This is a genomic window from Ruminococcus sp., from assembly GCF_024684275.1.
In genome coordinates this window covers 66,908-80,508 of the sequence record NZ_JAIKXF010000023.1, presented here as the reverse complement: position 1 = coordinate 80,508, position 13,601 = coordinate 66,908, and the positions used below count along the sequence as shown (strand labels likewise).

Sequence of the window (13,601 nt, the reverse complement as noted above, 5' to 3'; positions counted from 1 at the left end):
ATGTTGTATTTTTACAGGTTAGTTAAGGAGGTGCAACCTAATGGCAAAATGTGATATCTGCGGAAAGGGCGTAACCTTTGGTATCAAGGTTTCCCACTCACACAGACGTTCCAACAGAACATGGAAGCCTAACGTAAAGCGCGTAAAGGCTATCGTCAAGGGTACTCCTTGTCATATCTATGCTTGCTCAAGATGTCTGCGTTCAGGCAAGATCGAGAGAGCTTGATCATGTAACGGTAAATTAAGAGCGTTCCTTAAAGGAGCGCTCTTTTTTTCAATTTATTTCGGAAGGAGCTTGGTCATGAACATAAGAAGATTTGAAACAGCCGACGCAGAAGCAGTTTCGGCTCTTGTCATAAAAACTATCAGAATATCCAACGTTAAGGACTACCCTGCCGAGTCCATGGAAGAGTGGGTCAAAATCATGCAGCCTCAGAATATCCTCGAACGCGCCAGCTGGACGCACTTTTATGTAGTAGAGGATAACGATACTATCATCGGCTGCGGAGCTATCGGTCCTTACTGGGGCAAGGAAGATGAGAGCAGTCTGTTCACTATATTTGTTCTCCCCGAGTATCAGGGCAAGGGCGTAGGCAGACTCATCATGGAAACTCTCGAAAATGACGAGTACTTTCTTCGTGCAAAGCGTATAGAGATACCCTCGTCCATAACAGGCTGCCAGTTCTACAGAAAGTTCGGCTACGACTACAAAAACGGCATTGCAGAGCTTGATGAGGAAAGGCTTTACCGTCTGGAGAAGTTCAGAGAGATATAAAGGAGCAATACTATGTCCGATCGTTTTTCAAGAACTGAGCTTCTCTTCGGCGGAGAAGCTATGGATATACTGGCGAATTCCCGTGTTGCCGTATTCGGCGTAGGCGGTGTGGGCGGCTATACCGTAGAAGCTCTCGCCCGCTCAGGAGTAGGCGCACTTGACCTCATCGACGATGACAAAGTCTGCGTCACCAATATAAACCGCCAGATAATCGCCCTTAACAGCACTGTTGGTATGTACAAGGCCGACGCAGCGGCAGAGCGCATACACGACATCAATCCAGACTGCAAGGTGACCTGCCACAAGATGTTCTATATGCCAGAAACCGCCGATAAGCTCGATTTTTCACAGTACGACTATGTTGTGGACGCTATCGACACTGTCACAGGCAAAATCGAGATAATAATGCAGGCAAAAGCAGCAGGAGTTCCCGTTATCAGCTCAATGGGCGCAGGGAACAAACTGGATCCGACGCGGTTTGAGGTTACTGATATATACAAGACCTCGGTTTGCCCTCTTGCAAAGGTCATGCGTTATCAGCTGAAGCGCCGCGGTATAAAAAAGCTGAAGGTCGTCTACTCTAAGGAGGAGCCTCTTACGCCGCTGGGACAGGCTGTTGACGACGGCTCAGGCAAGACTGATATGCGAAATGGCGCTTCAAGGCGCTCCACGCCTGCTTCTGTGGCATTTGTGCCCTCAGTAGTTGGACTTATAATCGCAGGCGAGGTCATCAAGGACATCGTAAAAAATGCTTCAAAGGAGGAAGACACATGAAAATAGTTGCCGCTGCGGAATCGGACTTTGAAACCGTTAAAGATATAACTCAGCAGACAATTAGGGCTGTCTATCCCCATTATTATCCCACAGGAGCTGTTGACTTCTTTCTCACCCATCACAGTGACGAGAGTATTCTCCGCGATATAAGAAACGGCGATGTTTTTCTGCTGTATACCGACAGTGAACAGGCAGCAGGCACTGTCACCACCGAAAAAAACGAGATAAACCGGCTTTTTGTGCTTCCTGAGTATCAGGGACGCGGCTTTGGCGGAGCTCTCCTGCGCTTTGCCGAGGAGCGTATCGCCGAGAACTACCATACGGCTGAGCTTTCCGTATCACTGCCCGCAAAGGCGATATATCTCAAATACGGCTATACTTTCAAGGAATACTGCACGATAAAGACCAAAAACGGCGATTATCTGTGTTTTGACAACATGGAAAAGCCTATGTTAAAACAAAAATAAATATCCCAAAGACTTGATTTATGTTTGTTTTTTTGTTATAATATTTTAGTGAGTTTTTGGGGTATAGCCAAGCGGTAAGGCACAGGACTTTGACTCCTGCATTCGTGGGTTCAAATCCCGCTGCCCCAATCCTGAAACGCTCGACATATGCTGTCGGGCGTTTTTTTATAAGCAGTTTCTGCAAATTCTGCTCACCAATTGACAATTTTCCTGAGATATGCTATTATAAATTATCATTTACGAATAATACCGAGGTGAAAACAATGAAAAGAACCGATTATATAAGCTGGGACGAGTATTTCATGGGCATTGCAATGCTCTCCGCACAGCGCAGCAAGGACAACTCCACACAGGTAGGCGCTTGTATCGTCAACGACCAGCACAAGATAGTTTCCGTAGGCTATAACGGTATGCCAACAGGCTGTGACGACGATGATATGCCCTGGGAGCGCAGTGCCGACTCCCCTCTTGATACAAAGTACCCCTTTGTATGCCACGCGGAGCTCAACGCTATCCTCAACAGCAGCTTCGGAAGTCTCAGCGGCTGCACTCTCTATGTAACTCTTTTCCCCTGCAACGAGTGCGCTAAGGCTATAATACAGTCAGGTATCAAGCGTGTGGTCTACTACAGCAACAAATACGCCGATACCGACGGTGTAAAGGCTTCGTGCATACTTTTTGACAAGTGTGGAGTCACAACCGAGGAATACAAGCCCAGCGGAAAGAATATAACTCTTTCAGTGTAAGGTGAAAACAATGGTGATAAAACGAATTAACTGCTCGGTGCAGTAATAAAGGGAACGTCCCACCGAGTAAGAAAAGTTCCCATACTGCGCCATACATATTTAAAAAATATTAAAGGAGCAGTTAATATGAACAAATACATAAACCTTGAAAGAATAGAATTCGTTGTGACAATGGGCTGCACAGGCAAATGCAGACATTGCAGCGAGGGAAGCCACATTTTCAGCGGCAGCCATATAGACGGCACTGCGGCTGCAAGAGCCATTGCCAAGGTCTGCCGACACTACGATATAAAGTCGCTGATGACCTTCGGCGGAGAGCCTCTCCTCTACCCTGAGACCGTCTGCACGATACACAGTGCTGCAAAAGCTGCTGATATACCGCAGCATGAAGTCATAACCAACGGCTATTTCAGTAAAAATGAGAACAGGATACGTGAAGTCGCTCAAATGCTTGCCGACAGCGGCGTAAATCGCGTTCTGCTTTCCGTTGACGCTTTTCATCAGGAGACTATCCCACTTGAGCCTGTGACGCTTTTTGCAGAATCTGTGAGAAATGTGGGAGTTCCCATTTTTCTAAGTCCTGCGTGGCTGAGAAGCCCCGAGGACGACAATCCATACAACAACGAAACGCACAGACTGCTGAAGATATTCACAGACAAGGGCTTCTGCGTTTCAGAGGGCAATATCATTTTTCCGCAGGGCAACGCAAAGGTGCTTCTTGCGGAATACTTTGACGAGGACAGCTCTGTCGCCAATCCCTATGAGGACGATCCGAAGCATATCCGTACCCTGTCATTTGATCCCGACGGCAGTGTTCTCGGCGGAAATATCTATGAGATGGATATACTCGAAATAATCAGAAACTACAAACCATAAGAAAAAGCGGTCCAATGGACCGCTTTTTTTATGTCTTCTTATTTTTTAGCGCTTGGATCAAGATCTGCTATCTTTCCGAGAAGGAACTCCTGTATTCTCAGAGCGTCATTAGAGGTAATGCCCTTTACAGTCACATCAACATCACCGTTGAGCTGTCCCTTTGCGGTAATATGGCTGTCATCAGAACCATTCAAGCCGTATTTATTTGGATTTGCAAGGCTCTGCATGATCAGAACCACATCTGACATATCCACACTGCTGTCACAGTTCGCGTCGCCATACTTCACATCTGTCGGCAGTGGAGCTGTTGTAGTTGTTGTTGTGACTACAGGCTTCACTGTAGTTGTTGTCGATGAAGTTGAAGGCTCAGTGCCGCCCTTGTACAGATTCTTTGGAAGCTCTGAAAGTGTGATGCAGAAATCACTGTTATAAAGAGCCTTTACTGAATCGGCGTCCTGATAATCCTCACCGCAGAGGAAATGAGCCTGCTCCGAATCATACCACGGACAGAAATACAGCCAGTAAGCGTGTTCGACCTGCATATTGTTAAGTCCGGGTATAGAGTCATTTTCTGGCATTGATACCATTTTATTGCCCTTTACGAATCTGTTGAGAGTATAGAATATACCTGCCTCAGCATCCTCATTTGGTACGCCCTGCTGTTTGCCGTCATGGCGGTTGTACTGGCAGTTGTACTTATCAAAGCCTACAATATCAACTTTATCATCACCCGAGTACCACTTAGCGGAGTTATCAGACCACGCATAGAGATTCTGCTCCCAGATGAGGTTATGGAGACCGTATTCATTTGTGAGGGTATCCTGTAGGAAAGCCCACAGCTGATTATATACTACAGCGCCCTCCTTTGACCACCAGAACCATGCTCCGGAGCCGTCAATAGGATCATCGGTACGGCTGGGGTTGCCCTCTGCCTCATGGAAGGGACGGAAGATAACGGGAACGCCTGCGTCCTGAAGCTTTTTCAGCTCTGCTGCAAGGTTCTTCATGCACAGCTGGAAATAATCATACTCCATAGTGCCCTTTTTCATGCAGTTAGCAGTAATAAAGTCAGTTTTTTCGGTATAAGTGGTCTTTTCAAAGGCAAGAGGCTCTCCGAGAGTATAGTCAGCCTTCTGAGTAGGCACATTTACGTGCCATGAAGCCGTACAGATACCGTTTTTCTTAGCTGCCCAATCTATCATACGCTGTGCAACGCCGTCGTCCCATGCATAACATGGGCAGTAGCTGCCAAAATCAAAGCCGCGGATAGCAGGCTCTTCACCTGTGAGCTTCTTTAGGTATCTTACCTCGTAATCGTAGTCATTATATGTATAATTGCGGTTCTGAGTGCTGTATGTGTAGACCTGTCCGTCGGGACCTGTGCAGTGCCACGGGAACTTCTCGCCCTGCTCGGTCTTATCCCAGCTCTCCTCGTCGATAACATACTCGACGCCTTCCTGATCAACGCATTTATTTGCATTTGCGTCATAGCGGATAGTGGTCTGAACAGAATGTCCGCCGCCATAGATCTCCTGCTGACCTGAGAGGATATTCTTACCGTAAACGCTCTTGAGATACTTCATGAGAGCCTTAGTCTCCGGTGTTGCCTTTGCATCTACAGGTGTATCGCTCGCCTTTGAGAGGTCGGGGAACTGAGCGTGGTCAACTGTAACTGTATCTATTGCCATATAGCCGTACTCGTTGATAAACTCGATAGTATTAACGCCCTTATTCATACGTACCATACCGAAATCATAGTCCACCCACTTATCTGAATAAGCAGCCTGAGTAATGTATTTTACACCGTTTATCTTGACAGCCTGCTGTCTGCCCTCCTGATTGAGTATCTGTGCGCCGTGAACAACGATAGAATACATACCATCCTCAGGAACATTCACCTCAAATGAGCCGGGTTTAGCAGTGAGATAATAGAAGCCCTTTCCTGAGTATCCCGGTATCTCTGTCTGATAGATACTTGTCCAGAGCTCTGCGCCCTCCATGTCCTCGCCCTCGATAGTGTAAGGGAACTTAGTCGCAGCAGTCGCCTCACCTGCTGCAAAGGAACTGAAAAAAGAGAGGGAGCTGCACTGTACTGCTGCCATAACGCCCGCAGCTGCCAGTGCCAATGATTTTTTTAGTCTGTTTTTCATATTTTCCTCCTTTATTGGATACGCCAATAGTATTTCAACTTTATTATACAATCTTTTAAGCCCTATGTCAACACAAAAGCCCCGTTTTATATGTAAAAATTCTGTGATTATTTAAGCATTTTGCTTAAATAATGAAAAAAGGAACCTATGGGGGGCATGGTTCCTTTTTTCACGTCATTATATTAGAGAGAACCCAAATCTATCAGGATTCGGGGAGAGCTGGCACAAGTCCGAGAAGGTATCTCTGGATAGAAAGTGCGTCGGCAGTTGTAATGCCGTTGCCCTTGTGTTCAACGTCGGCTTTATCGCGGTTTTCGGCAGCGATAGTGTACTTGTTGGGATTTGCAAGGGACTGCATGATGAGTACAACGTCTGACATATCCACCTGATCGTCACCGTTTGCGTCGCCTGCCTTGCCGACAGGTACAGGAACGGTAGTTGAAGAAGTGGTAGTGATAGCAGCAGTTGTAGTTGTAGTGGTCGTAGTTGTTGTTGAAGAAGCAGTCTCAACAGGAGTCATATCTATATCATATGGATCGGGAGAAGCAGTAATTGAAACTCCGCCGCTCATATGGTATCCGATACTCTTGTACTGGCTCGAACCTGTCGTCTCGGCAAAACCGCCGGGCTTTGGAGAACCGTCGCTGTTTCTCCACTGCTTGTGGAAATCTGTACCCAAACCGCCTACGTTAAGGCTTATGAAATCGCTGTCAGCAGGAGTTATGACATCACCGAGCTTAGCGCCGTTAGTCATAGTTGTATTTGACTTAGCATAGTAATACTTGCTGTTGTAGTAAACAGAATTGTTCATGCTTCCTACGAACTTATCATTAGAGACCTTGATACCGGCAGCATTGGTCTTTGTAACCTTGCCTGTATTGATGTATGACATAATACCGTTGAATGTAGCTGAGGTATCACAGCGATATACCATATAGTTTGCCTTGCCCTTGCCGCCGATACCGTTGTTGTATGCTGTACAGTTCTTCATATCGCCGAACTTAGGGTTGTTATTGTCTGTAAAACCGCAGTTGAGGTTCTCAAACGCGAGACAGTTCTCAACAGAGTGGCGTGTACCTACTCCGCCGCCGCCCAGCTTGAAGCCGTTGCCGTCGCAGTCGCCGTAGCCCCTGCCGTCCTCGGTAAATCCGTTGCGGAATGCGATACTGTTCTTGATAGTAACCTTGCCGATAGGACCTGTTGCCTCCTTAGCGTAGAGGTCCCAGCCGTCATCTGAGTTGCAGTAAGCGATACAGCCGTCAAACACATTGCCCTCGCCGCAGGTGAGCTTGGCAGCAAAGCCGTCAGCATTCTCCATAGTTGCGTCATCGCAGTTATTGCGCGATGTGCAGTTCTTTACAAGGTTATTTGCAGGCCACTGAGCAATAGTATTGTATGAGCTGTTGTATCTTGAAATCTGAAGACCTGTATCCTGATTGCGGTCAAATACCATCATCTCGATGATATTGTTGTCGCCTGAAAGAAGCATACCGTTGTCGCCGGCGTTGGCTATCTCAAAACCATAGAAGTGCCAGTATGAGCCGTCAAGAACAAAGCCGCGGTTTGCGCCGTCAACAGCCTGTCCTGTAAAGTCAAACTTTACTGTCGCATTAGGAGCAGCTGCAATGGTCTTGTAAGCACCTGCGCTTCCGGAATTGCTTTCCTCTATCATGATAGTTGAGGTGTACTTGTATGTACCGCCGAGAAGCAGGATAGTTCCGCCGGCAGGTACTGATTTTATAGCTGTGAGAACGTCTGTAGGTGAATTCTCGGACTTTCCGTCACCGCCGCCGTTCGGAGAAGCATATATCACCTTAGCACCTGTTACCGGAGTGATCACAGGAGCTGCTGTAGTCGTTGCTGCAGGAGGCTGCTGTGCAGTTGTAATGACTGTAGTTGTAGTAATATTGGTAACTACAGGCTGAGCAGCAGTTGTAGTTGTAACAGCAGGTGCAGGAGCATTGTCCTCCTTGAAGCCGCTGCCTATAGCTGTAACAGTGCCCTTGTATGAAACAAGTGCGTCCTTGAGTCCCTGATTTACAGCATAGCTGTCATCATCAACGGCATTATTGAACTGCCACTTGAAGTCGCCGCCGTCAACTCGTCCTGCCTTTGATGTCACAACAGCAGGCACATCTGAAGCATTATCGGGAGTATAGCTGTACATTACAGCTGATGTGTCAAAGTTATTATAAGCAGTTCCGCCGCTCTTAGCCTTAACATCGCCGCTGAGCTTTTCGTTTCTTGATGATGCCTCATAAGCGTCGAAATCCGTCGTGTTCTGCTGATAAGAAGTGTAAGCCTTCTGACCTGTCATATAGTTGCCGAATGACTTGATAACACCGCCTGCCTCACCGGAGAATGTACCGCCTGTGATACCGTCAGAGCCCTGCATGGAAATGAGCATAGGATATTTGCAGTTGCGGAAATAATTGTTCTCTACGAAGCACGAAGCGCCCATAGTTACACCAACACCATACTTTGCGTTGCCGTCAAAGTAGTTGTTGTAGCAGTGTACGGAACAGGTCCTTATTCTGGGGTGTCTTGAGTCTGAGTGGTCATACCAGTTGTGGTGGTATGTTATATAATTCTCTGTAGACTCAGACTTCATGCCCTGCAAGTTGCACTTGCCGTTGTCCCAGAAGTGATTGTAAGAGTGAGTAATAAAAGTAGAGGTCTTGGTATCCAGTGCGCCGTCGCCCTTTACCTGATCGGCGTCTGAGCCTGCATTTCCATAGAAGAAGTCGCAGTTATGCACCCAGATATGATCGTTGCCCTGCTGTAGACCGCAGTCATCGCCTTCTGTGCTGTCGCAGTTCATAAAGCCGAGATTCCTTACCTCGATATTTGAGCTGTTCTTGATAATGATTCCGAAACCGTTGAGAACAGCGTCGCTGCCTATACCTTCGATAGTACAGCCTGCTTTTACTGAATCCACCATGAGGTCGCCCTTTGTCAGGACGGAGGGATCTGTGATATTTCCGATAAATCTGATATTGAGAGGTCTTGATTCCTTGCCCTTCTTGTAGCCTGTGATGATATTCTGAACGCCTGTAAGAGTCTCTGCACCATTGCCTGTGGCGTCTATACTTGCCGTAACGCTGTCCTTATTCCCGTTTGTAACGTATACGACAATGGCATTGCTTTTAAGGGTACCGTCAGCATTATAAGCTCCGTTTGAATTTCCGTTCACGAAGCCAAATCCGCTTCTGTCATGTGCATAGGCATTTGCCTTTGCCTCGGCAGCCTTTGAGCCGTCCTCCTTGCCTCCGATAACAGGAACTATCTTCATTGTGTGGCTGCCCGCCTTGAGACCTACAGCGTCTGCTCTCATATAGCCGCTGTACTGTCTGATGAGCATTGAGTCTATCTTTGTTCCGTCCACATAGACATTGTAGCCCGATGCTCCCGAAACAGAAGACCATGTTGCGTACATTCCCTCGCCGAAGCCAGCGCTGCTTAGCACCTTTACGCTGCTTTCAGCAGCATAGGCAGTGATGACAGACAAGCCTGATCTGATCCCGGGAACCGAAGCCGTTGTTCCCACAGCAGCAGAAACAGTCATCATTGCAGCAGCTGCAACGGAAGCTGCTCTTAACTTCATCACATTATTTCTCATGATGATCCCTCCAAATTTTAATATCCTCTGAAAACGCTGCTATCGTGCGCTTTTCCTCTTACTGACTATATTATATATCCGTCCCAGAAACATTTCAATGACATATAGTACTTATAAGCTGATACTTTGTGTCATTATGCTTTATAAATCACATACAATCGGTCATTTACAGCCGCATTGAACAATATAATGTACATTATACGGCAAAAGCCATGTATCCTTTTGTACATTCACACATAAGAAATGCTCCACGACCACGAGGAGCATTTTTGTATAAAGCACAAAAAGCTCCGCACAAAGCGGAGCTTTCATAATTCTTAGAAAAGATCAAAATCGCCAAGGATATCGCCGTTGACAACATAATAAACCTTGTTTACCTCAGGTCTTACATAAACGTCAACCTTCTTGACCGTCTTTGCACCTGAAGCCTTAGTAGCCTTAGCAATAAGCTCAGCTGTGTTTACCTCTGAACCCATAGCCTGAATAACTACCTTGCTGTCTACAGCAGCTGCAGCTGTTTTCTTAGCAGCAGGCTTCTTAGCAGCTGTAGCCTTCTTCTCAGCAGGCTTCTTTGCAGCGGCAGCCTTCTTCTCAGCAGGCTTCTTTGCGGCAGCAGCCTTCTTCTCAGCAGGCTTCTTTGCAGCAGGAGCCTTCTTTGCAGCAGCCTTTTTCTCCTCAGCAGGAGCAGCAGCTGTTACCTCTACCTTTGTTTCTGCAGTCTTCTTATCTGGCATGATAGTATCCTCCTCGAATTACTTGTTTACAGCGTTCTTGAGAGCCTGACCAGCCTTGAAAGCAGGAGCCTTTGAAGCAGGAGCAGTCATCATCTTCTTTGTCTGAGGGTTGATAACCTGCTTCTCCTTACGGTCACGAACTTCAAAAGTACCAAAACCAACGATGGAAACCTTCTCACCGCTTGCGAGAGCATCTGTGATTGTTGCAATGATAGCGTTTACAGCAGTCTCTGCGTTCTTCTTTGTGAAGTCAGCCTTTTCAGCAACTGCGCTGATTAATTCTGTCTTTGTCATAGTTTTATCCTCCATAAAATAGATTTTACAATTGAATTATATACCCTTTATAACAATTTGTCAAGAAATTTCTAAAAAAATGACAAATCGACGTATATTACGCCATTTGCGCCCCCGTTTTTATACAAAACAAACATAGTTTTGGGCTATTTTCCGTTCCAACGGGCAGAAGGTCCTACCAATTTTTATTACACGCAGTATAATCTTGCTGATATATTCCGAAAAATAGAATGTTTTACTGAATATAAAAGCCTGCAAAAAACTACTGTCATTCGTTTTTGCAGGCTTTTTATAATACTAAATCATTATATTTTTACGTTAGGATTGGTGTACTGTCCGTGCTTTTTCGTCACGCCGTTCCAGAATTGTATAGCGAACTTAGGACAGTGATGCAGACATCTGAAGCACAGCGCACATCTGTCACGGACCCATACAGGCTTGCCGTCTTTTATCCTGATAGCCTTAACGGGACATTTCTCGGCGCATAGACCGCAGCCGATACAACTGTCCTCCACTGAAAGATTCTTTGTACTTCTCACCTTTGCGAACGCCTTATCTGTATATTTGTGGATAGCATACGGCGTTCTCAATACAGTAAAGTTGCCTTTTTTCCTGTGGAGTATCTTGGCTATGGTCCTGTCGATATTGACCTCAGCCTTTTCGTTCTGCTTCGCTACCTTTTTAGGATCACTAAGGTCAAATGTAACCGTCCAGTTGTCAGGCATTTTAATATTGTAAGCGGCACTGAGCCTTACGCCCTTTTCCTTCAGCAGTCTGCGGGTCTCCTCACCGCTGCACCCCGGCGTTGTGCCATATGTCGAAGCCACAAAAACATAGTGTCTGCCGCTTCTTTTGAGATTGAGCTTTTTCAGAAACGCTCTCACGGGTATCGGCAGTGCCCACCAGTGAGTCGGAGTTACTATGCCGAAGTGCTCATCTTCTTCAAGCGTAATATCATATACTCCGTCCTCAATGGACATGGTCTTTTCTCCGAGAACCTCAGCAATACGCTGTGCTGCGTACTTACTGTTTCCTGTTGCCGAAAAATAAACGATCATTTGTTTATCCCCCTATACATTATTATGTCATATCAATAATTTCCCATGCGTACTTCAAAATAGCTCCGCGAGCGGAAGCATACATTTTCTCTCAGTTCTTTCTGAACGCCTCCACAGCTTCAGCATCATGTAGCAGAGCTTATCACCTCAAACTGGTCTGCTCCCACTCCGCACAGAGGACATTCAAAGTCCGCAGGGAGCTCATCACCGATATATTCATAACCGCATACAGTACATCTCCATACAGTCTCTCCGCTCTCAGTCGTTCCGACAGGAACTGCATCGTGTCCGCCCGACACCTTCTCGAAATCAGCCTTGCCGTGCTTGCACACAGGACAGACGAAGTCGTCGGGGACCTCCTCACCTACGTACTCATAGCCGCAGATAACACATCTCCAGACAGTCTGACCGTCAGCAGTCGTCCCCACAGCTTCGGGCTTTGGCTTGATATTCCTCTGATAGTACTCATATGTCGCGGAAGGAGCATCACCAAGCAATTCCATATCCGTTACATCACCAATAAACATGGTGTGAGAGCCGAGGTCTATGCTGTGCCATACAGAACACGATATATAAGCGTTTGTACCCTTTGTTACTATAAGTGTACCGTTTTCCGCACGTTTACAGTCGGTGAAACCTGCAAATTTATCAGTATCTCTCCCCGACTGGAAGCCGAATCGCTTGAAAAGTGCAAAATCTGCGTCGGTGCTTATAACAGAAGCGGTGAATTTTCCCGTATCCATTATCATATCATGAGTGAGATTAGTTTTCGCCACAGTAAGGCTAACTCTGTTAGGAGATGAAGTCACCTGCGCAAGTGTATTTGTGATACAGCCGTTGTCTCTGCCGTCACGAACAGCAGTCACTATGAAAAGTCCATAGCTTATTTTGTACATTGCTTTCTTGTCCATTGTCTGATTCCTCCGCTCATAAAAATTATATTATCCGGAAAGCCGCAGCATTCCATATTATAATTTTACCAAAATATTTTTATGCAGTCAAGTATATTTTGTGAACATTTTATCTCCTTGACATTTGCCTCAAAAGTGGTATAATAGATATGAAAAAGGGAGCTTGTGTAACAGGCTGAGAGGGAGTTTCAAACTCCGACCTTACCTGATTTGGATAATGCCAACGGAGGGAAATACTTTTGCAGTGCAGGTGTGTCTCTTTGCGGCACACCTTTTTTGTTTTCAAGCTCTCTGCTCCAAAAGCGTGACACCGGGGGCACCACCTTGTCTCGCTATACAAAATAATGCTGAAAAAACGATCACAAAGGAGAAAAAACATGAAAACAGCATTAACGATCGCAGGAAGCGATTCCTGCGGAGGCGCCGGCATTCAGGCGGACATGAAGACCATGACCATGAATGGTGTTTTTGCCATGAGCGCGATAACCGCTCTTACGGCACAGAACACGACCGGCGTAACAGGTATAATGGAGGTAACGCCTGAATTTTTAGCCATGCAGCTTGACGCTGTATTTTCGGACATTCGTCCCGATGCAGTAAAAACAGGCATGGTATCCTCCGATAAGCTTATCCGCACCATAGCAGAAAAGCTCCGCGGATACAAGGCTGAAAACATCGTAGTCGATCCTGTAATGGTGGCTACCAGCGGCTCTAAGCTCATTGCTGACGAGGCTGTGGAAACTCTAAAATCTGAGCTCCTGCCGATCGCCGCTTTAGTAACGCCAAATATCCCCGAGGCTGAGATACTTGCGGATATGAAGATAGCTTCACAGGACGACATGGTAAAGGCAGCTCAGATCATCGGCGAAAAATACGGCTGTGCAGTGCTGTGCAAGGGCGGTCACAGTCTCAGCGACGCAAACGACCTGCTTTACGACAACGGCAGCACAAAATGGTTCAACGGCAGACGTATCAGCAACCCAAACACTCATGGTACGGGCTGCACTCTTTCAAGCGCCATTGCCTCGAATCTGGCAAAGGGCTTCACATTGGAGAGATCCGTGGAACGCGCAAAGGATTACATCTCGGGAGCTCTTGCAGCGATGCTCGACCTCGGCAAGGGCAGCGGTCCGATGAACCACGCATTCGCACTGACGGGCAGATTTGCAGAAACAGCAGAATAATGAGCATATATGC

At 46.6% G+C, this 13,601-nt stretch carries 12 protein-coding genes, 1 tRNA gene, 1 pseudogene and 1 riboswitch; of the genes and pseudogenes, 8 read left to right on the top strand and 6 right to left on the bottom strand.

The genetic code is table 11. The features are described from left to right. The first annotated feature begins 40 nt into the window (after positions 1-40). The 7 genes from rpmB (at position 41) to K5677_RS03070 (ending at position 3,638) form a co-directional block, all read left to right on the top strand. On the top strand, positions 41-226 hold the full coding sequence (rpmB, locus tag K5677_RS03100) for a 50S ribosomal protein L28 (RefSeq protein WP_024859949.1): 186 nt from the start codon (positions 41-43) through the stop codon (positions 224-226). Between the two features lie 75 nt (positions 227-301). Next, positions 302-775, top strand: a complete 474-nt coding sequence (locus K5677_RS03095; RefSeq protein ID WP_296724519.1) for a GNAT family N-acetyltransferase — start codon at positions 302-304, stop codon at positions 773-775. Between the two features lie 12 nt (positions 776-787). Then, entirely contained in the window at positions 788-1,549 is a 762-nt protein-coding gene (locus K5677_RS03090; protein WP_296724518.1) for a tRNA threonylcarbamoyladenosine dehydratase, read from the top strand. Then, positions 1,546-2,016 (top strand): GNAT family N-acetyltransferase, encoded by a 471-nt coding sequence (locus K5677_RS03085; RefSeq protein ID WP_296724514.1) that lies wholly within the window; start codon positions 1,546-1,548, stop codon positions 2,014-2,016. Before K5677_RS03090 ends, K5677_RS03085 begins: the two co-directional genes overlap by 4 nt. Positions 2,017-2,073: 57 nt before the next feature. Next, positions 2,074-2,145 (top strand) — tRNA-Gln (locus K5677_RS03080). Between the two features lie 134 nt (positions 2,146-2,279). Next, a complete protein-coding gene (locus K5677_RS03075; protein ID WP_296724512.1) occupies positions 2,280-2,762 on the top strand; it encodes a dCMP deaminase family protein in 483 nt (160 codons plus the stop codon). 126 nt (positions 2,763-2,888) lie between these two features. Beyond that, positions 2,889-3,638, top strand: a complete 750-nt coding sequence (locus tag K5677_RS03070) for a radical SAM protein (RefSeq protein WP_296724511.1) — start codon at positions 2,889-2,891, stop codon at positions 3,636-3,638. Between the two features lie 38 nt (positions 3,639-3,676). Here K5677_RS03070 and K5677_RS03065 read toward each other — a convergent pair whose 3' ends face one another. The 6 genes and pseudogenes from K5677_RS03065 to K5677_RS03040 form a co-directional block, all read right to left on the bottom strand. After that, positions 3,677-5,788 (bottom strand): glycosyl hydrolase, encoded by a 2,112-nt coding sequence (locus K5677_RS03065; protein WP_296724509.1) that lies wholly within the window; start codon positions 5,786-5,788, stop codon positions 3,677-3,679. A 202-nt stretch (positions 5,789-5,990) separates the two neighbouring features. Next, a complete protein-coding gene (locus K5677_RS03060) occupies positions 5,991-9,407 on the bottom strand; it encodes a right-handed parallel beta-helix repeat-containing protein (protein ID WP_296724507.1) in 3,417 nt (1,138 codons plus the stop codon). Between the two features lie 317 nt (positions 9,408-9,724). Continuing rightward, complete coding sequence (locus K5677_RS03055; protein ID WP_296724505.1) at positions 9,725-10,141, bottom strand: DUF6465 family protein; 417 nt, start codon at positions 10,139-10,141, stop codon at positions 9,725-9,727. 18 nt (positions 10,142-10,159) lie between these two features. Then, a complete protein-coding gene (locus K5677_RS03050) occupies positions 10,160-10,435 on the bottom strand; it encodes an HU family DNA-binding protein (protein ID WP_028514795.1) in 276 nt (91 codons plus the stop codon). Positions 10,436-10,740: 305 nt separating this feature from the next. Continuing rightward, positions 10,741-11,493: an EFR1 family ferrodoxin gene (locus tag K5677_RS03045; RefSeq protein ID WP_296724504.1), complete on the bottom strand. Its 753-nt coding sequence runs from the start codon at positions 11,491-11,493 to the stop codon at positions 10,741-10,743. A gap of 131 nt (positions 11,494-11,624) precedes the next feature. Then, positions 11,625-12,404 (bottom strand): annotated as a pseudogene (locus K5677_RS03040) (flavin reductase); the annotation flags it as partial. Between the two features lie 145 nt (positions 12,405-12,549). Then, a riboswitch (TPP riboswitch) is annotated at positions 12,550-12,653 on the top strand. A gap of 128 nt (positions 12,654-12,781) precedes the next feature. On the opposite strand from K5677_RS03040, the gene thiD reads away from it, so the two are divergent. After that, positions 12,782-13,588, top strand: coding sequence for a bifunctional hydroxymethylpyrimidine kinase/phosphomethylpyrimidine kinase (thiD, locus tag K5677_RS03035; RefSeq protein WP_296724502.1), 807 nt, complete (start codon positions 12,782-12,784; stop codon positions 13,586-13,588). The last annotated feature ends 13 nt before the right edge of the window (positions 13,589-13,601 follow it).